Annotated in this window: 18 protein-coding genes and 1 pseudogene; 11 read left to right on the forward strand and 8 right to left on the reverse strand. The window is 71.4% G+C overall.

All coding sequences use genetic code 11. The features are described from left to right. Positions 1-269: 269 nt before the first annotated feature. The 3 genes from ACFQLX_RS02025 to ACFQLX_RS02035 form a co-directional block, all read right to left on the reverse strand. Positions 270-1,001, reverse strand: a complete 732-nt coding sequence (locus tag ACFQLX_RS02025; RefSeq protein ID WP_386411131.1) for a CBS domain-containing protein — start codon at positions 999-1,001, stop codon at positions 270-272. Positions 1,002-1,231: 230 nt separating this feature from the next. Further along, a complete protein-coding gene (locus ACFQLX_RS02030) occupies positions 1,232-2,467 on the reverse strand; it encodes a cation:proton antiporter (protein ID WP_386411134.1) in 1,236 nt (411 codons plus the stop codon). A 6-nt stretch (positions 2,468-2,473) separates the two neighbouring features. Then, positions 2,474-2,944 (reverse strand): cation:proton antiporter regulatory subunit, encoded by a 471-nt coding sequence (locus tag ACFQLX_RS02035; protein ID WP_386411137.1) that lies wholly within the window; start codon positions 2,942-2,944, stop codon positions 2,474-2,476. A 236-nt stretch (positions 2,945-3,180) separates the two neighbouring features. Between ACFQLX_RS02035 and ACFQLX_RS02040 the strand changes: the two genes are divergently transcribed. Continuing rightward, complete coding sequence (locus ACFQLX_RS02040) at positions 3,181-4,134, forward strand: sensor histidine kinase (RefSeq protein ID WP_386411140.1); 954 nt, start codon at positions 3,181-3,183, stop codon at positions 4,132-4,134. Continuing rightward, positions 4,131-4,790 (forward strand): response regulator, encoded by a 660-nt coding sequence (locus ACFQLX_RS02045; protein WP_386411143.1) that lies wholly within the window; start codon positions 4,131-4,133, stop codon positions 4,788-4,790. Before ACFQLX_RS02040 ends, ACFQLX_RS02045 begins: the two co-directional genes overlap by 4 nt. Positions 4,791-4,835: 45 nt before the next feature. Here the strand turns inward: ACFQLX_RS02045 and ACFQLX_RS02050 are convergent, their stop codons facing one another. Then, positions 4,836-5,747, reverse strand: a complete 912-nt coding sequence (locus ACFQLX_RS02050; RefSeq protein WP_386411146.1) for a ketopantoate reductase family protein — start codon at positions 5,745-5,747, stop codon at positions 4,836-4,838. A 243-nt stretch (positions 5,748-5,990) separates the two neighbouring features. On the opposite strand from ACFQLX_RS02050, the gene ACFQLX_RS02055 reads away from it, so the two are divergent. The 5 genes from ACFQLX_RS02055 (at position 5,991) to ACFQLX_RS02075 (ending at position 11,751) form a co-directional block, all read left to right on the forward strand. Further along, on the forward strand, positions 5,991-6,287 hold the full coding sequence (locus ACFQLX_RS02055; RefSeq protein ID WP_386411148.1) for a hypothetical protein: 297 nt from the start codon (positions 5,991-5,993) through the stop codon (positions 6,285-6,287). 163 nt (positions 6,288-6,450) lie between these two features. Continuing rightward, a complete protein-coding gene (locus tag ACFQLX_RS02060; RefSeq protein WP_386411151.1) occupies positions 6,451-7,308 on the forward strand; it encodes a hypothetical protein in 858 nt (285 codons plus the stop codon). A gap of 199 nt (positions 7,309-7,507) precedes the next feature. Next, a complete protein-coding gene (locus tag ACFQLX_RS02065) occupies positions 7,508-8,344 on the forward strand; it encodes an ATP-grasp domain-containing protein (protein WP_386411153.1) in 837 nt (278 codons plus the stop codon). Between the two features lie 120 nt (positions 8,345-8,464). After that, positions 8,465-9,541, forward strand: coding sequence for a DNA glycosylase AlkZ-like family protein (locus ACFQLX_RS02070; RefSeq protein ID WP_386411156.1), 1,077 nt, complete (start codon positions 8,465-8,467; stop codon positions 9,539-9,541). Between the two features lie 185 nt (positions 9,542-9,726). Further along, entirely contained in the window at positions 9,727-11,751 is a 2,025-nt protein-coding gene (locus tag ACFQLX_RS02075; protein ID WP_386411159.1) for a HelD family protein, read from the forward strand. A gap of 70 nt (positions 11,752-11,821) precedes the next feature. On the opposite strand, the gene ACFQLX_RS02080 is transcribed toward ACFQLX_RS02075, so the two are convergent. From ACFQLX_RS02080 to ACFQLX_RS02095, 4 genes are all read right to left on the reverse strand, one after another. Beyond that, complete coding sequence (locus ACFQLX_RS02080; protein WP_386411162.1) at positions 11,822-12,664, reverse strand: glycoside hydrolase family 16 protein; 843 nt, start codon at positions 12,662-12,664, stop codon at positions 11,822-11,824. A gap of 426 nt (positions 12,665-13,090) precedes the next feature. After that, complete coding sequence (locus ACFQLX_RS02085) at positions 13,091-14,245, reverse strand: CU044_5270 family protein (protein ID WP_386411165.1); 1,155 nt, start codon at positions 14,243-14,245, stop codon at positions 13,091-13,093. Then, positions 14,242-14,868, reverse strand: a complete 627-nt coding sequence (locus ACFQLX_RS02090) for an RNA polymerase sigma factor (RefSeq protein ID WP_386411168.1) — start codon at positions 14,866-14,868, stop codon at positions 14,242-14,244. Before ACFQLX_RS02090 ends, ACFQLX_RS02085 begins: the two co-directional genes overlap by 4 nt. 63 nt (positions 14,869-14,931) lie before the next feature. Then, positions 14,932-15,660 carry an ArsR/SmtB family transcription factor gene (locus ACFQLX_RS02095; protein ID WP_386411171.1) on the reverse strand — a complete coding sequence of 243 codons (729 nt, stop codon included), beginning with the start codon at positions 15,658-15,660 and terminating at the stop codon, positions 14,932-14,934. Positions 15,661-15,716: 56 nt separating this feature from the next. On the opposite strand from ACFQLX_RS02095, the gene ACFQLX_RS02100 reads away from it, so the two are divergent. The 4 genes and pseudogenes from ACFQLX_RS02100 to ACFQLX_RS02115 all read left to right on the forward strand — a co-directional run bounded on the left by ACFQLX_RS02100 (position 15,717) and on the right by ACFQLX_RS02115 (position 18,032). After that, positions 15,717-16,370 (forward strand): flavin reductase family protein, encoded by a 654-nt coding sequence (locus tag ACFQLX_RS02100; RefSeq protein WP_386411174.1) that lies wholly within the window; start codon positions 15,717-15,719, stop codon positions 16,368-16,370. Between the two features lie 281 nt (positions 16,371-16,651). Further along, positions 16,652-17,340: pseudogene (locus tag ACFQLX_RS02105) on the forward strand (GMC oxidoreductase); the annotation flags it as partial. Beyond that, positions 17,244-17,456, forward strand: coding sequence for an oxidoreductase C-terminal domain-containing protein (locus ACFQLX_RS02110; protein ID WP_386411177.1), 213 nt, complete (start codon positions 17,244-17,246; stop codon positions 17,454-17,456). The pseudogene ACFQLX_RS02105 and the gene ACFQLX_RS02110, both read left to right, overlap by 97 nt. Positions 17,457-17,735: 279 nt before the next feature. Next, positions 17,736-18,032 carry a DUF4287 domain-containing protein gene (locus ACFQLX_RS02115; RefSeq protein ID WP_386411180.1) on the forward strand — a complete coding sequence of 99 codons (297 nt, stop codon included), beginning with the start codon at positions 17,736-17,738 and terminating at the stop codon, positions 18,030-18,032. Positions 18,033-18,149: the final 117 nt, after the last annotated feature.

Raw genomic sequence — 18,149 nt, forward strand, 5'->3', positions numbered from 1 at the left:
ATCACGCGTATCTGGGCGGTGCGCAATCCCGACAAGCTCCGCGGCTGGAAGGGCTGAGTCGATCAGGGCTGAAGCGGGGCCGAGCGGGCCGGCTCATCCGCGGTGCGCGGTGCGCGGTTCGTCCGGGCCCAGGCGAAGCAGCCGGGCCAAGAGGTCGGCGCGACACCGGACTTCGAGGACGGCCTCCTGGATCGCGTGGACGCTGTCCGTGCTCGGCTGGGCCGGGGCCGAGGGGTGCGGGGCCCCGGTGCTGGGCGGCATGCGGTCGTTCAGGGCCGTCGGAGCCAGTCATCGGCCACTCCGCGCACGGCCTTCTCGTCGGGTTTGACGTGCGCGTCGTCGAGTCGGAAGGTGAGCTGGTCGGTGACGGCGACCACGCCGTCGATCTGGCCGACCATGCGCACGGCCACGCCGATGTCGCTGCGGCGTTCGAGCTGGCCGTTCAGGACGACCACGCCGCCGTGCACGCTGACGCCGAGGGCCAGGGGGGCCAGGCTGAGGGCGCCGACGGCGATCTCGCTGATGATCTCGTCGTGGATCTCGCCGTCCGGGCGCAGATAGATCCGGATCAGGTCGTGGCGGGTGACGATGCCCACCAGGTGCTGCCGCGCGTCGACGACGGGCAGCCGGTCGATGCGGTGCCTGGCCATCGTGCGGGCGGCATCGGCGAGGGTGGCGTCGGTCGATACGGTGACCGCGGGACAGGACATGAGCTGGCCGGCTGTCCGGGCCCGGGCCTTTCCCCGCCGGCGCCGAGCGGCGCTGCCCAGTCGCGGCCACGCGAACCGGTGCGGTGGCCGGGACGGATCGTCGGCCTCGACCTGGCGGGCCAGCAGGTCGCTCCCGCAGACCACGCCGAGCACTTTGCGATCGGCGTCGACGACCGGCACCCCGCCGATGCGGTGCTGGACGAGGAGCTGGGTGACCTCCTTGAACGACGTGTCGTACCCCGCCTGTACGACGTCGTCCGTCATCACCGAACCGACGCTGCTGCGCTTCATCGCGAGGTCCTCCTCGATACTGCTGGAAATGCCGGGGTGTCAGTGAGAGGTGACGGGCGGTCCGGTGGTGGTGAACCGGATGGACACCGGGCGGGTCTACGACAGCGTGTCGCCACGCCGAGGCGGCGTCCATCCGTGCTGACACCCATATCCGCGGTCGTGATATCCGCAGTCAGGGCAGGGCAGGGCAGGGGCAGGCGACCGGTCGCCGAACGAGCGCGGACGAGCGCTCAGAGGGACCGCCTCTCACCCGGGCCGCTCACCGTGCCCGCCGGCTGAGGCGTATCCGAGGCACCCACGTCCAGGGGCCGCCGCCGTGTCAACCGCTGCGCCAGCGGTTCGGTGTAGCGGGCGGTGAGCGGGCCGAGGAGGACGAGGATCAGCACGTAGGCCGTGGCCAGGGGCCCGAGTTCGGGTTCGAGGCCGGCGGCGACGGCAAGGCCGGCGATGACGATGGAGAACTCGCCGCGGGCGACCAGCGTGCCGCCGGCCCGCCAGCGCCCCTTGGCGCCGATCCCCGCGCGTTTCGCCGCCCAGTAGCCGCTCGCGATCTTCGTCGCCGCCGTGGTCAGGGCCAGGGCCAGCGCCGGGAGGAGTACGGGCGGGATGCTGGCCGGATCGGTGTGCAGGCCGAAGAAGACGAAGAACACGGCGGCGAACAGGTCGCGCAGCGGGCTGAGGAGGGTGTGCGTGCCCTCCGCGACCTCCCCGGACAGGGCGATGCCCACCAGGAACGCCCCGACGGCCGCGGAGACCTGGAGCTGCTGGGCCAGGCCGGCGACGAGCAGGGTGAGGCCGAGTACGACCAGCAGCAGCTTCTCGGGGTCGTCGCTGGAGACGAACCGGGAGATGACCCGGCCGTAGCGGACGGCGACGAAGAGCACGGCCCCGGCCGCGCCGAGCGCGATGGCCAGCGTCACGCTGCCCGTCGCCAGGCTCACCCCGGCCAGGAGCGCGGTGACGATCGGCAGGTACACGGCCATCGCCAGGTCCTCCAGGACCAGGATGCTCAGGATCACCGGGGTCTCCCGGTTGCCGAGCCGGCCCAGGTCGCCCAGGACCTTGGCGATGACGCCGGAGCTGGAGATCCAGGTGACCCCGGCAAGGACCACCGCCGCCACCGGACCCCAGCCCAGGAGCAGCGCGGCCGCGGCACCGGGCAGCGCGTTGAGCGCGCAGTCGACCAACCCGGCGGGGTAGTGCGTCTTGAGGTTCGTCACCAGATCGCTGGCGGTGTACTCCAGACCCAGCATGAGCAGCAGCAGGATGACGCCGATCTCGGCGCCGATGGCCACGAACTCCTCACTGGCGCCCAGCGGCAGGATGCCGCCCTCACCGAAGGCCAGCCCGGCCAGCAAATACAGCGGGATGGGGGAGAACCGCAGCCGGCCGGCGAACCGGCCCAGAATGCCCAGCCCGAGGATGATCGCACCGAACTCGATCAGGAAGATCGCGGTGTTGTGCACGCCCCCTCACTCCTGTCCGAGTATGGCCGCGGCGGCGTCGACGCCCTCGCGGGTGCCGATGACGATGAGGGTGTCCCCGCCGGCCAGGCGGAAGTCCGGGGCCGGCGAGGGAATGGCGGTGGAGCGGCGCAGCACGGCCACGATCGAGGTCCCGGTCCGGGTGCGCATCCCCGTCTCACCCAGCAGCCGGCCGTTCCAGTACGAGACGGCGGCCAACTCGATCCGCTCCGCGACCAGGCCGAGATCGGTGGTGTGCAGCACGTTCGGGCTGTGGTGCGCGGGCATCAGCGCGTCGATCAGCGAGGCCGTCTCCGCCCCGGTCAGGTGCAGCGACTGGGCGCAGGCGTCCGGGTCGTCGCTGCGGTAGACGTTCACGGTGCGGGTGCCGTCGCGGTGCGCGATCACCGACAGGTGGCGGCGTTCGCGGGTCGTCAGGTCGTACTGGACACCGATACCGGGCAGCGGTGTGGTGCTCATGCGTGGTGCGGGCACGGCCCGTCCCCCCTGTCGTTCCTTGGCCGAGGTCATCGGGCGGTTCGGTGAGCTGCGCCGCTCGGGCCGCCGCCCGGCCGTTATGGTGCCATGGCCGCCCGGCGCGGGGATATGGGTGTCAGCACGGATGGACAGCGCCCGAAACCGCCCGTCAGGATGGGGGCGGGATCGGACTTACCGCAGGCCGGGAGGCGCGGGAGGTGGAAACGGGGAGACGCACCATGTCGCTGCACTGGCGGATCTTCCTGCTGAACGCCGTCGTCCTGATCGCCGCCGCCGTGCTGCTGCTGGGCCCGGTCACCGTCTCCACCCCGGTGCTGCCCGGGCAGGCACTGGTCATCGGGGCCGGCCTGGTCGCGATGCTCATCGCCAACGCGGTGATCCTGCGTATCGCCCTCGCCCCCCTGGGGCAGCTCACCCGGGCCATGACCACGGCCGACCTGCTACGCCCCGGAGCGCGCCCCGTGATCGGCGGACCGGCGGAGGTGGCCGAACTGACGGAGACGTTCATCTCCATGCTGGAGCGCATGGAGGCCGAACGCGCCGCCAGCAGCGCCCGCGTACTGTCCGCGCAGGAAGCCGAACGCCAACGCATCGCCCAGGAACTGCACGACGAGATCGGGCAGACCCTCACCGCCGTACTCCTCCAACTCAAACACGCCGCCGACCAGGCCCCCGCCGAACTGCGCCACGACCTGCGCCAGGCGCAGGAGACCACCCGCTCCAGCCTGGACGAGATCCGCCGCATCGCCCGCCGACTGCGCCCCGGCGTGCTGGAAGAGCTCGGCCTGCACAGCGCCCTGCGGTCGCTGGCCGCCGAGTTCACCGGCTCCGGCATGACCGTCCGCCACCGGTTCGCCGCCGGCCTGCCCGCCCTGGGCGAGGAAGCCGAACTCGTGCTGTACCGGGTCGCGCAGGAGGGCATGACCAACATCGCCCGCCACGCCGGCGCCGACGAGGCCGTGATCCTCCTGAGCCCCACCGCCGCCGGCGGCGTCGAGCTGACGGTCCGCGACAACGGCAAGGGCATCGGTCAGGCCCCGGAGGGAGCCGGCATCCGCGGCATGCGCGAACGCGCCCTGCTCATCGGCGCCGCACTGACCCTCGAACCCGCCGCACCGCGGGGAACCGTCCTGCGCCTGCGGGTGCCCCCCAGCCCGCGAGAGGCCCGATGAACACGCCGGCCACGACCCGCATCCTGCTCGCCGACGACCACGCCCTGGTACGCCGCGGCGTACGCCTGATCCTCGACAGCGAACCCGACCTCACCGTCGTCGCCGAGGCCGACGACGGCGCACAGGCCGTCGCCGCGGCCCGCACCGAGCAGATCGACCTGGCCATCCTCGACATCGCCATGCCCCGCACGACCGGACTGCAGGCGGCCCGGGAACTCGCCCGCCTGCAACCGGACCTGCGCATCCTCATGCTCACGATGTACGACAACGAGCAGTACTTCTTCGAGGCCCTGAAGGTCGGCGCCAGCGGCTACGTGCTGAAGTCCGTCGCCGACCGCGATCTGGTGGAAGCCTGCCGGGCCGCCATGCGGGGCGAGCCGTTCGTCTATCCCGGCGTGGTCACCACCCTGATCCGCGACTACCTCGATCGCGCCCGCGAAGGCGGCCCCCTGCCCGCCAGGGCCATCACCGACCGCGAGGAGGAGGTCCTCAAACTGGTCGCCGAGGGCCACACCTCCAAGGAGATCGCGCAACTGCTCGTCATCAGCGCCAAAACCGTGGAACGCCACCGCGCCAACCTCCTCCAGAAACTCGGCCTCAAGGACCGCCTGGAACTCACCCGCTACGCCATCCGCGCCGGCCTCATCGAACCCTGAGCGGTCCCGTTCGCCGCGGCCGGATGCCTGCTTTCGACTCCTTGATCATTCACCGGACGCGTCGAGAGCCCGCAGCTCCGACACCAGCCGCGCCGCCGTGGGCACCTCCACACCCCCGCGCTGCGCGCCCCGCAGCAGTGCGCCGCCGATCGCGTCCAGTTCGAGCGGGCGGCCGGCCTCCGCGTCGCGCAGCATCGAGGACTTGGTGGTCTCGGGGAAGGAGTCGTACACCGCGCGCACCCGATCCGCGTCCACCGCCGCCCCCGCGGCTGCGGCCACCGCGGCGGCCTCCGCGAGGAGCGCCAGCAGGTCCGCCCGGTGCTCGGTGCGTACGACACCCACCGGCGCCCGGTAGCGGGTGGTGGCCAGCGCCATCGGCGCCAGGAACGCCATCTTGGTCCACAGCGCCGTCCGTTCGTCCCCGACGGCAACCCCGGGGCCGGCCTTGGCGATGACCTCGGCCAGCGCGGCCACCCGCGCGGCGGGCGCCGTGTCGCTCGCCAGCTCCACCTCGGCGAAGGGCGAACCCTGCTCGATCACACCCGGCGCGGTGCGCGTGGACTCCACCTTGATCGTGCCGGCCACCACCTGGCCGGGGGAGTAGCGCGAGCGCAGCACCGCCATGTGCTCGACACCGTTGAGCAGCGGCAGCAGCAGCCCCTCCCCGAGGACCTCGGCGGGCACACGGTCCAGGGCCTGCGGCAGGGCGGTGGCCTTGACGGCGACGACGCACAGGTCCACCGGCGTGCGCAGCCGCGTATCGGCGTCGACCGACGCGGTGAAGTCGCCGAACTGCCCGCTGCGTACCGAGATCCCTCCCGACCGCAGCGCCGCGGCGGTCTCCTCGCCGGCCAGGCAGACGACGCGGTGCCCGGCCCGGGCGAACAGGGCGGCCAGCAGACCGCCGATCCCGCCGGGACCGAGCACCGCTATGTTCCAAGGCAGTTGATTGCTCATAACACCCAGTCAAGCACGCCGCCCAGGTGCGCGATCACCGCGGTGAACACGGGCACCGCACGCCTCCGCGTTCTCGTTCCAACCGCGCGGGGGAGGAAGGGTGGCGATGGCCGGCAAGTCCGTTCCATCTTCGAACGGAGGTGGGAGATTTGAGGAGCGCCGTCAATTCCGCGCCCGGCCTGCGGCCCGACCGCGCACGGCATGGCGACCACAACGGCCCACCCAGCCCCGTAACATCACCATATGCCCACGAATCCTCCCGTATCCGTGAACCCCTCGGTCGAACTGGCAACAGAAGAACTGGTCGCGCTCGAAGCAGCCGTCCACACCACACGCACCGCACGCGACGAACTGCGCGCGAGCCTCCCCGCCACCCCCGCCGAATGGCTCGCGGAACACCACGCGGCCTGGCAGCAGGCGTACCTCGCCTACGGAGCAGCGGTCAGCAGGGCCCAGGACGCCCTCACCGCCCACGCCCAGCAGACGGGCCACCCCCGCCACAAGGTGGAGGCGGCGGTCAAGGCGGCGGCCACCGCGTAAAGCAGCCGCACGGAGGCGCCCACGAACGCCCACCCCGGCCACCTGGCCGACAGCGCCAGGTGGCCGGGGCTCCCTGCACCGGCGCCCGGCGTTCCCCGAGACGGCCCCCCGGGTTCAACGCGTTCCCACCTTTACGTCACCCGACCTGCCGATGATCAACGGCATGAGCCTCACGTTCCGAGCCCCGCGCTCGATCCTCACCGCGGCGTGCCTCGCCGCCGGCCTCCTCGTCCCCACCGCGACGCCCGCCCACGCGGACGCGAACGCCGTGCCGACGTACGAGGTGAAGATCAACCTCACCGCGGCGGCGCTGGACGCCTCCCACAACCCGACGGCGGCGGTGAAGTCCGCGTTCGGCATCACCGGTTCGGCCAAGTCGCGCTCGTACAGCTACTACGACACCGACACCCTGGCGCTGGACGCCGAGGGCTGGAGCGTACGGCTGCGGCACAAGGACGGCTCCTCGTTCGAGGAGACCTACAAGAAGCGCTTCCCCGTCAGCAACGGGGACATCAACGGCGCCCTGGCGGCGGCGAACGCGGCCGGCTTCGACAGCTCGGACACCAACTACGACGCCGAGGTGGACTGGGGCTACGCCAAGCAGACCCTCAGCTTCTCCAACGAGAAGTCCCACAGCGCCTCGGGCTACTCAGGCACCTCCATGCCCTCGTCCTCCACCGGCCGCACCTGGCTCGTCAACGACATCCCCGGCAAGCTCCAGGACTGGCGCTCCACCGGCTGGGGCAAGACGACCCTGTCGGCCTCCCGCGCCCACGGACCGGTGACGTCGAAGGTCTACGGCGGCGCGTGGAGCGTGTCCGACGACGCGAGCGTGGAGGTCCTCCCCGTGGTGAACGCCGCGGGCACGGGCACGGAGTACGTGGTCGAGCTGTCGTTCAAGACCGACAGCTACGCCGACGCGGCGAAGCTGCACACGGACGCGATCGCGCTGGCGGAGTCCAAGGGGTGGCTCTACCACGGGGACATCCTCAAGACCCAGCTGATCCTTGACCGTTACTGACCACGCAGCCACACCCCCTCGCATCCGCCCGCATCCGCCGGGCGGGTGCGGGCGTCGGTGCGTTCGGACGACCCCCGGCCCCTGCGTCGCAAAGGACGACTCCGGTGGGATGCGCGGAAGCCGCGACGGCGCCAAAACCGCGTGGCCGATGGCACGCGTGTGCGTTTAGGCTGGCGGCTCCCGTGTAAGGAGACGCCCCGTGTCCACTCGTCCCAGCCTCCTGTTCGTGACGGACCTCGCCTACCGGGCTCGGGGGCGGCGCTACGGCGACGAGGACGTCTTCCTGACCTCCCGACTGCGCGACACCTTCGACCTCGCCCTGTGCCACCCGCTGGACGCCGCGGCGCTGATGGACGCCTTCGACGCGGTCGTGGTCCGCAACAGCGGCCCCGTACTGCACTACCAGAAGGACTACGACGCCTTCCGGGAACGGGCCGCCGCCCGGGGCACCCGGGTCTACAACCCGCTGTCGGGGCGCGGCGACATGGCCGGCAAGCAGTACCTGCTGGATCTGACGACCGCCGGCTACCCGGTCATCCCCACCATCGACCGCCCCCGGGATCTGCGTCTGCTGCCGGAGGCCGAGAGCTACGCGGTCAAGCCGAAGGCCGGCGCGGACTCCATCGGCCTGGCCTTCGTACCCAAGGAGGAACTCGGCCGCCTGGCATACGGCGACCTCCTGGTCCAGCCGCGCATAGACTTCCGCTACGAGGTGTCCTTCTACTACGTCGACGACCTCTTCCAGTACGCCCTTTACGCCCCCGACCCCGAGCGGCGCTGGGTCCTTGAGCCGTACGAGCCCACCGAGGCCGACATCTCCTTCGCTCGCCGCTTCATCGACTGGAACACCCTCGACCACGGTATCCAGCGCGTGGACGCCTGCCGCACCGCGCAAGGCGAGCTGCTCCTGGTCGAGTTGGAGGACCTCAACCCCTACCTGTCCCTCGACCTGGTCGCCGAGCGCACCCGCGAGGACTTCGTGACCGGCATGGCGGCCTCCCTCCACCGCTTCCTGGACACGGCGCCCCGCACCTGAAGCCAGGCGTCCTCACGCACGTCGCCCTCGCGGATGCCGAGGCCCTGGCTGCAAGGACATGCCAAGCTTTTCGCTGCCCGAACCGGAGGAGGACAGATGAACGTTCATACGCTCAGTCGTGTGGATGCACGGCGGATCGCGATTCGTGCGCAACTCCTGCACGGGGAGCGGCCGACGGAGCTGGCCGATGTGGTTCGGCACCTGACGCTGTTGCAGTTGGATCCGACCGCGGCTATCGCGCCGGCTGCGGATCTGGTGTCGTGGAGCAGGCTCGGTGCGGCCTATGCGCCCGCACTCCTGGTCGAGGCGCTCAGGAATCGCCAACTCGTCGAGATCGGGGCGACTGTCCGGCCGATCGAGGACGCGGTGCTTTTCCGGGCCGACATGACCGAAATGCGGGATCGCGTACCCGAGGCCGCCTGGGAGAAAAGATTTCACGACTGGCTCAAGGCCAATGACGCATGCCGCCGGGACGTTCTTTCCCGGCTGGAGGCCGGCGGTCCGCTGCTTTCTCGCGATATCCCGGACACGTGCGTGCTCCCGTGGAAGTCCACAGGGTGGACGAACGACCAGAACGTGATCCGACTGCTGGGGATCATGGCCGATCTGGGGGAGGTGGCGATCGCGGGGCGCCGGGGCCGCCACCGGCTGTGGGACCTGGCCGACCGGGTATATCCGGAAGCTCCGGTGCCGGATCCGCGGGAGGCGCTGCGGATACGCGACGAGCGCAGGCTGGGGGCGTTGGGGATCGCGCGCGCCAAGTCGACCAAGGTGCCCATCGAGCCCTATGACGTCGGCGCGGCGGGCGAGGCGGCCGTCGTGGAGGGGATCAAAGGCGAGTGGCGGGTCGACCCCGCGTATCTGGGGCAGCCGTTCGAGGGGCGGGTCGCGCTGCTGTCCCCCTTCGACCGCCTGATCCATGACCGTAAGCGTGCGGTGGAGCTCTTTGATTTCGAATACGGAGTCGAGATGTACAAGCCCGCGGCGAAACGCCGTTGGGGATATTTTGCGCTCCCGATTCTGTTCCACGACCGCCTGGTCGGAAAGCTCGATGCGTCCGCGGACCGGAAGAAGGGCGTCCTGCGGGTCAATGCCGTTCATGAGGACGAGGCTTTCGATAAGGAGATGGCATCGGCCGTCGACGCGGAGGTGGACGCACTGGCCGAATGGCTCGAATTGACGGTGGAGCGTTCCTGAACGGCGTATCCGGCGGAAGAGGGGAAGAGCGGCCTCGGTCAGTCGTAGGGTCATGGCCTGCCAGGTAAGTCAAGACTTACCTTTGAAGGACTTTGACCATATGGTGTGGCTCGAATCGAAGGAGCCCCCTGGTGTCGAATGTAAATGACCCGACCGGACGCGCTGTTGACGCGGAACGGGATTATGTGTCCTCCGTGTACGAGTTGCTCACCGAACGGATTTCCGAGGCGCGAGCACACCGCGCGAGTGTGCTGAGAGCCCCGGCGGAAAACGCCGGTGAGGCATACGAGAGGGAGAACACCGCCGAGCGTCTGGCCAAGGAGATCGGCCGCCTGGAGAGCGCCGAAAGAGGGCTGGTCTTCGGGCGTATCGACCGGGCGGACGGCATGGCCCTGCGCATCGGGCGGATCGGCCTGCACACCCAGCAGGACGACCTGCCGCTGCTCGTGGACTGGCGCGCGAACGCGGCGCGACCCTTCTACGAGGCGACGCCGGTCCACCCGATGGGCCTGCGCCGCCGCCGGCACCTGCGCCTGGAGCAGCGCACGGTCGTCTCGGTGAGTGACGAACTGCTGGACGGGAGCGCCCCGACCGACGAGGACGTCGTGGGGGACGGCCCGTTGACGGAGGCCCTGTCGGCGCGGCGTACGGGCAGGATGCACGCGGCCGTCGCGACCCTGCAGGCCGAGCAGGACGAGATCGTCCGCTCCGCCCACCGCGGGGTGACCGTGGTGCAGGGCGGCCCCGGCACCGGCAAGACGGTGGTCGCCCTGCACCGGGCGGCCTATGTCCTGTACGCGTTCCCGCGCGCCGCGCAGGAGGGCGTCCTGGTGGTGGGCCCCAACGCCCGCTTCCTCGACTACATCTCCCAGGTCCTTCCCTCGCTCGGGGAGAACGACGTCGCTCTGGCGACCTGCCGGGAGTTGGCCAACGTGTCCACGGAGGCGGTGGATTCCTTCGAGACGGCGCGACTCAAGGGCGGCGATGACCTCGCCGACGCCTTGGCCGGCCTGCTGCGCCGCCACCAGGCCCCCGCCGGCGACTTCACCGTGCGGGTCGGACGGGAAGCGGTGCGCCTGCCCGGCGAGGAGGTCGCCGCGGCACGCGACGCAGCCGTGGCGGCCGCGGCGGGGCACAACCCCGCGCGCCGGGTGTTCAAAGAGCTCCTGATCGACGCCGTCACCGACGCGATGCGGCGGGACATGGGCGACCTCCTGGAGCGGATCGACGCCGAGAGCGCCATGATGACGGGCCTGGACCTCGACCGGTTCACGGGAGTCGCCCAGCGCCGTACCGAAGGCACGCCCGATGCGGGTCCGGCCCACGAGGTGGACCTGGACGCCGTCCGAGCCGACCTCCTCGACGACGCCGGCGTGGACCGGGCGGTCGAGGTGCTGTGGCCGCGACTGACCCCCGATGACCTCGTGCAGGCGCTCCTGACGGACGCCGACGCTCTCGCCGAGCACCTGCCCCGCCTGAGCGCGCAGGAGCGGTCCCTTCTGCTGCGCGGTGCGGACAGCCCGTGGAGCGACGCCGATGCGCCGTTGCTGGACGAGGCGGCGTACCTGGTCGACGGGCCCCCCGAGCGGACGTACGGGCACGTGGTCGTCGACGAGGCGCAGGAGCTGACCGCCATGCAGTGGCGGATGATCGTCCGCCGCTGCCCGGCACGGGCGATGACACTGGTGGGTGACTTCGCCCAGGCAGGCCCGGTCGCGACGGCACGCGACTGGAAGGAGGCACTGGGCCCCCACGTCGGAGCGCGGTTCAGACTGCACCATCTGACCGTCAGTTACCGCACCACCCAGGAGATCCTGGAGAGCGTCCGGGACCTGCTCGCGCGGATCGCTCCGGACCACAGGCCCACGCGGTCGCTGCGAAGCGGTGAGCGCCCTCGCACCGTGACCGCGCCGGTGGACGGCCTGGCCGCCGCGGTCGTTCGGGAACTCGGCGCCCAGAGCACCGCGCACCCGGGCGAGCTGCTGGGGGTGATCTGCGCGGACGCCAGGGTGGGAGAGCTGGCGGCCCGGGGCGTCGCCCACCACGCACGCATCGTGCCGGCGTCCGAGGCGCGGGGCCTGGAGTTCGACGGGGTCGTCGTCATGGACCCCGAGGAGATCAGCACGGCCCGCCCCGGCGGGGAAAGGGACCTGTACGTAGCGCTGACCCGGGCCACCAAGCGGCTCTGCACCATCACCGTCCGGCCTTGATTTGTCGAGGGGGGCTGGGGTGGGGGGCGGTCGGACGTGTGGTCGGCGTACCGACGGTGGGGCGGTGCGGCTATTTGACGGGTCGGAAGACGCGCACGTAGTCGGCGTTGAAGGTGATGGAGGGGTCGGTGGGCACGGGGTGGTAGGTACCGTCGACGATTGACAGGTTCAGGATCGGGTTGCCCCGCCATGCCCCCGGCACGCCCTTGCCGTCGCCGTAGACCTTCTTCCCGTTGACGTACCAGTCGATCGACTGGGTGCGGTAGTGGCTGCCGACGGTGATCCACCTGCCCGGGCCGATGTCGTTGTAGTTGGAGTAGATGTAGTTCGAGTAGCGGACGTGGTTGGTGAATTCGAGGTCGTCAACGCCGTTGGGGTGGTACTCGAAGGTGTCGACCTCGCTGTTGCCGCGGAAGTCCTGCCGCCCCACCGTCCAGGTCCACAGCGCGGGCCAGGCGCCCATCTGGGTGGGGAGTTGGACGCGGGTCTCCATGTAGTCGCCCGTGCGCACGAGGAAGTTCTCCCTGGTGTGCTCGGTGCTGAGGAGGCCGGTGTCCCAGGCCTGGGTGCCGTCCTCCAGGTACTTCTCGGAAGGGGTGGCGGTGAAGGTGACGATGCCGTCGTGGACGCTGATGGCGTCGCGGGTGATCCAGTCGACCATGTACCAGTCGTTGTGGTCCCAGTACTTGTAGGCGGCGGTCCCGGTGCCGTTCCACCGCTCGCCCCACACGATCGGCGCGTCGAACTCCTCCGCGAACACCAGCTGCTTGCCCTCGATCGGGGGTGCCGCCGCCCGCGTCGGTGCGGTTGGCCCCGAGGGTGCGGCGCCCTGCGCCGCTCCACCCAGGGCCATGGCGAACACGGAGGCGAGGGTGGCGGTCACCCGCAGTCGACGGGAAAGCGAGACGCGCATCGGTTCTTCCTTTCCGGTTCCTGCCGCTTGTTCGGCAGAAGGCTGTCTGCACAAGCGGTGATCACCATAAGGGAATAGCGCATTAAATGGGACAACTGGGGCTGATGTTGGCCTCGATTCTTTATGTGCACCAACCATTGAGGCGGCCCACTGGGGTGATGATGTGAATTGTCGGTTCGGTCGAGAGTCGGCAACCCGGTAGGCGGCACCGGTAGCCGCCGAGGTCGAACACGGCGGTGACGACGAGGACTTGGGAGTTCTCGATGCCGTCCCGTCGCCCTGCCACCCACCGCCACACGGGGGTCCGGGCGGCCCTCGCCGCCCGAACCCCCGGGCCCTTCCCACTACTTGTCCCGCTCCTTACGCGCCACTTGCACGCCCCGCCCTGCATCCCGCCGCAGCAGGGCGCCGGTTGACGCGCGGGCGTCACCGCCGGCCCGGTGCCTTCGGGGCCCCCGGCGCCGCGTCCTTCGTGAACCCCGGCGCCTCGTCGGTCCAGCGCGTGTCCACCACCGTGCTGTACGAGAGCGTGTCGCCCTTCTCCCAGGTGTCGAACGCCTTCGCCGCGACGGTGACACTGCCCAGCGGCATCCCCGTCCCGCGGTCGAAGACGTAGCGCACCTCGGTCGGCGACCCCGGGAAGGTCCGCGGCATGGCGATCCCGTAGCCGGCGCGCCCGTCGTGGTCGCGCGCGGTACGCAGCGCCCGCACCCCCGGCTCGTCGGCGAGCATCCGGTACGCCGCCGCGCGCACCCTCGGCGGCGAGGACATCGAGAACGCCACCTCCTGCGCGGTCTCGACAACCATCTTGCGCAGCTCCGGCGCCGACGCGTTGTACTTCCGGTCGATCAACTCGGCGAGCGCATCGGCCAGTCGGTGCTTCTCGGCGGGCAGCGCGAGCAGCTCGCGGACGCTGAGCTCGCCGATCGTGCCGAGGCCCGACCTCCCGCCGGGCGCGTCCTGGTAGACGAGGCCGGCGCCCTCGTAGTGGGCGATGTCGCCCCCCGGGGCGTGCGGAGCCGAGAAGTCGAAGGTGCGCGGCGAGCCGTCCGCCTTCCATGCAGCCTCGTCGGCGGCGCTCGCGGGACGGGTGCCGGTGTCGGTGCCGGTGGTCCAGCGCTGGCGGGCGGTGGCGGACTGCCACACGCGCAGGGTGTGGCGCCGGTCGACGACGTAGTCCTTGCCGGGGACCGGCAGCATCGAGCCGATGCGCACCTCCTGGTAGGAGTACGCGCCGCCGGGCTGCGGCTGCTTCTCCAGGGTGGTCGCGGCGGCGAGGAGCATGTCGCGGGCGGAGAGCGCCTGTCCGCCCGCGGTCGGGCCGCCGCCGGGCCCGGCGTCCGGACCGGTCGCGGTCGTCGCGACGGCGAGCGCCGCCGCGGCGGCCCCGGCGGCCAGGTCGAGCGCCCAGACCGAGCGCGGGCGGCGCGGGCGGCGGGACGCCGTACGGGCCTCCACGGGGGGCAACTCCCTCATAGCGGTGGCGAGTTCGAGGGCGCGGACGGTGTCGTCGGGCGCCGCTGCGGGGTCGAGGTGGTCGGGTCGGGCGTCGGCGAGACGCCGCAGGATGTCGTGGGTCATGTCGCTTCCTTTCGGAGAAGTACGGGACTTTCAGGGGCGGATGGAGCGGAAGGTACGGACGTACGGGGCGCCGCTGCGGTCCGTACCGCAGTGGAGGGCGGCGGCGGGGTCCGTACCGGAGAGCCCCCGTCCTCGCCCAGCGCCCGTTCCAGCCGGCGCCGCGCCCGGTGCAGGCGTACCCGCAGCGCCGCGGTGGTGCAGCCCACGACCCGGGCGGCCTCGGCGGGGGCCAGCCCCTGCCAGGCGGTGAGCGTCAGCACCTCGCGGTCGGCGTCGGAGAGCGCGGCCAGTGCGGCCAGCAGCGCCAGCCGTTCCGCCACGTCCTCGGCGACGTCGCCGACCGCCTCACCGGCCGGATGGCGGGCCCACGACCGGGTCTCCGCCGCGAGAGAGGCGCGCCGCACCTCGGCGCGGACGCTGTCGCGCAGCACGTTGCGGGCGACGCCGAGCAGCCAGGGCAGCGCCGGCGCGGGTATGTCGTCCAGGCGCCGCCAGGCGATCGCGAAGGTCTCGCTGACCACCTCGTCGGCCACCTGCCGTCCGGCCCTGCTGACCGCGTAGGCCCACACCTGCTGTCGGTGCGCGTCGTACATCTGGGTAAAACGCCTCGTGGCATCGGCCACGCCCGTACCTCCGTCCCCTCGGGTTGCTGCTGTCAGGGGGTAATGGTGCGGGGGAGCGGATTGTTACAGGCCGGCAAGGAGATCCTCGGGCAGGCCGAGATGGCGGCGCAGTGCCTGCCGGCCGGCGGCGGTGACGGCCACGGCGCGCGTGGTGCCGATGGGGGTGATCCAACCCGCGTCGAAGGCGTGGCGGCACAGGGCGGCGCCGACAGCGCCGGCCAGGTGCGGGCGGCGTTCGGTCCAGTCCAGGCACGAGCGCACGGACGGTCGGCGCGTGCCGGTCGGGACGGTGACGCCGAGGTGTTCCAGCCACGCCGCTCCGGCGCTGGTGAGCCGGAGGCCGTGCCCGAGGTCCAGCAGCCCTTCCCCGGTCATGGCGTCGGTGATCGCGACCCCGACGGTTCCGGCAAGGTGGTCGTAGCAGGTGCGGGCGTGGGCGAGCGCCTGCCGGCGGCCGGCCGCCGACAGGGAGCGGGGGGCGGGGGAGCGGTCGGGCGCCAACGCGGCGAGGCTCTCGATCAGTTCGGCTACGTACGGGCCGGCCAGGCGTACGTAGCGGTGGCGGCCCTGCCGTTCCTCGGCGAGGAGGTTTCCGCGTACGAGCGCGTGCAGGTGCTCGGTCGCGGTCGGGGGCGCCACCCCCGCATGGCGCGCCAGTTCCGCTGCCGTCCACGCCCGGCCGTCCAGCAGGGCCAGGCAGAAGGCCGCGCGGGTGCCGTCGGCCAGGAGCTTGGCCACGGAGGCCAGATCGGGGCCGGCCCCGGGTGTGCGCCGTAGGTCCATGCGGTCCATTGTCGCCCGCGATACTTCGGCCGCCGCCGAAGTATCGCGATCCTAGGCTCCCCGCCATGCACACCACACTTCCCAGCACCCTGTCCGCGGGGCCTGGCGCCACGCACCTGGAGATCGAGCCGAGCATCCTGTACTTCGGGACGCCGGTGGCACTCCTGTCGACGGAGAACCAGGACGGCTCGTTCAACCTCGCCCCGATATCGTCCGCCTGGGCGCTCGGGCAGACGGTCGTGATCGGGCTGGGCCGCGAGGGGCAGACCGCGTACAACCTCGCCCGCCGCCCCGAGTTGGTGATCAGCCTGCCGGCCCCCGCCCAGTGGCCGGCGGTGGAGAGGCTGGCGCCGCTGACCGGCCGCGATCCAGTGCCCTTGGCCAAGGCCGAGGGCTACCGCTTCGAGCCGGACAAGTTCGCCGCGGCCGGCCTGACCGGCGCACCGTCCCACCTGGTGCGGCCGCCTCGCGTCGCCGAGTGCCCGATCCAGTTGGAGGCCCGCGCGCAGCGGGTGGGACCGGATGTCTCCGGGGAGTTCGTCATCGTCGAGGCGGCCGTATGCACGGTCCATGCCGACGCCCGCATCGTCGTCCCCGGCACCGACCACATCGACCCCGCCGCGTGGAGCCCGCTGATCTACAACTTCCGCCACTACTTCGGACTCGGTCCGGAACGCGGCCACTCCCACCGCAGCCAGACGCCCCGGGCCTGTCGATAGGGCAGCGGTCGAGCGCGCTGCCTGTGCTGCGGAACAGCCGTGTCCGGCGGATCCGTTCCGCAGACCGATAACCCGTCGGGGAGTGCGGCGAAGACTTGCGGTCGCGGGTGCGTGCGTACACGCCCGGACTTCTTCGCGACGACCCCCCGGAGGACCGCATGCCCGACAGCGCCCCCGCTCCCGCCCCCGCGGCGACGGCGCCGGAGACGGCCGGAGAGGACGGGTCCGACGCCGACGTCCTCGTCATCGGATCGGGGTTCGGCGGCTCGGTGAGCGCGCTGAGGCCGGCGGAGAAGGGCCACCGGGTCGTGGTGCTGGAGGCCGGTCCGCGCCGTACGCAGCTGCACCAGGCCCGCGCCACGGGATCACTGCCGCAACTCCCGGCGAGCCTGGGCCACTTGACGCGTACGAACTCCGAGTCGATTCCCGGCGCGAAGTCCTCGCGCAAGGACGTCGACTTCACCCGCGGCGTGGCCGTCACCTCGTCGATCCACCCCGACGAGCACACGCACATCGAGCCGGTCCGCTACGGCAGGGGCAGCAACGCGATATCCCGATGACGGCGCACTTCATCGGCGGCTGCGCGATCTCCGACGATCCCGCCCACGGCGTCATCGACCCGTACCACCGCCTCTGGCACTCCACCGGACTCCACATCGTCGACGGGTCGACGATCTCCGCCGACCTCGGCGTCAACCCGTCCCTGACGATCACCGCGCAGGCCGAACGGGCGATGTCGCTGTGGCCGAACAAGGGCGAGCCCGATCCACGCCCGCCGCTGGGCTCCCCGTACCGGCGCATCGACGCGACCGCCCCGCACCGAGCCGCAGTCCCGCCGCACGCGCCGGCAGCGCTGCGGCGCACGCCCTCCCCTTGCCGGAAGCGAGGTCTGACGCCGTCGCAGGCGACCCGCAGAGCGACTTTTGGGCGGCCCTCTACCGGCGGGGCGACCGCGTCGTCGGGGCACTGACACTCAACCAACCCCGGAAGATCATGAAATACCGGGCCATGATCGCCCGCCGTGCACCCTGGGCGACCGCCCGCGAGTTCGCCGACGCACCGGGCAGCGCGGCGGCAGGCGCATGACGATCCATGACCACGGCCCGGCCGGCACACAAGGCGCGCAGGCGCCGACCGAAACCCCTGGCCACTTCGGCGTGCCCGGCGGCCCGGACCACCGGTCGGTCGCCTCTGCCGAGCCGCTCCCTGACGTCCTCGCCCGTGGGGCGTCAACTCGCGGCGTCAAGAACCTCGCGCAGCGTGCACGCGAAGGCCTCAGGCAGGGAGCGATGAGTTTCACACCCGGGTGCGGTCTACCTTTCGAGAACCGAACGGGCGATACGGCCCTGGGAGAGGGAGGAACACATGTCGTTTCAGGCGTACTTGGACACCATCGAGGACAAGACCGGCCTGACGCCGCGGGAGTTCATCGCGCTCGCGCACGAGCGCGGCTACGACGACCCGGCCGTCAAGGCAGGGCCGGTTTTGGAGTGGCTCAAGCAGGACTACGGCCTGGGCCGCGGGCATGGGATGGCGCTGGTGCACGTCTTCAGGAACGGCGCGAAGATCGACTCGAAGCACGTCGGTTCGAGCGGTACGCACCGGGACGAGTCCGACACGCTCTGGCTGGACGGAAAGAAGACCCGCCCGGGGAGTTCCTGAGCATCACGGGAGGAGCAGCAGCGCCCACGTCGCCGCCGTCATGCCACCCGCCACCGTGGTGCGCGTCGTGGCTACCCGCACCCTTGCCGAGGTCACCACCGTCACCGACCCCGACGC

The organism is Streptomyces polyrhachis, assembly GCF_042663125.1.
GTDB lineage: Bacteria > Actinomycetota > Actinomycetes > Streptomycetales > Streptomycetaceae > Streptomyces > Streptomyces polyrhachii.

Coding starts and splice junctions, on each gene's coding strand:
- ACFQLX_RS02025 (WP_386411131.1), bottom strand. CDS start 1,001: ATGAAGCGCAGCAGCGTCGGTTCGGTGATGACGGACGACGTCGTACAG.
- ACFQLX_RS02035 (WP_386411137.1), bottom strand. CDS start 2,944: ATGAGCACCACACCGCTGCCCGGTATCGGTGTCCAGTACGACCTGACG.
- ACFQLX_RS02040 (WP_386411140.1), top strand. CDS start 3,181: ATGTCGCTGCACTGGCGGATCTTCCTGCTGAACGCCGTCGTCCTGATC.
- ACFQLX_RS02045 (WP_386411143.1), top strand. CDS start 4,131: ATGAACACGCCGGCCACGACCCGCATCCTGCTCGCCGACGACCACGCC.
- ACFQLX_RS02050 (WP_386411146.1), bottom strand. CDS start 5,747: ATGAGCAATCAACTGCCTTGGAACATAGCGGTGCTCGGTCCCGGCGGG.
- ACFQLX_RS02055 (WP_386411148.1), top strand. CDS start 5,991: ATGCCCACGAATCCTCCCGTATCCGTGAACCCCTCGGTCGAACTGGCA.
- ACFQLX_RS02060 (WP_386411151.1), top strand. CDS start 6,451: ATGAGCCTCACGTTCCGAGCCCCGCGCTCGATCCTCACCGCGGCGTGC.
- ACFQLX_RS02080 (WP_386411162.1), bottom strand. CDS start 12,664: ATGCGCGTCTCGCTTTCCCGTCGACTGCGGGTGACCGCCACCCTCGCC.
- ACFQLX_RS02085 (WP_386411165.1), bottom strand. CDS start 14,245: ATGACCCACGACATCCTGCGGCGTCTCGCCGACGCCCGACCCGACCAC.
- ACFQLX_RS02095 (WP_386411171.1), bottom strand. CDS start 15,660: ATGGACCGCATGGACCTACGGCGCACACCCGGGGCCGGCCCCGATCTG.
- ACFQLX_RS02100 (WP_386411174.1), top strand. CDS start 15,717: ATGCACACCACACTTCCCAGCACCCTGTCCGCGGGGCCTGGCGCCACG.
- ACFQLX_RS02115 (WP_386411180.1), top strand. CDS start 17,736: ATGTCGTTTCAGGCGTACTTGGACACCATCGAGGACAAGACCGGCCTG.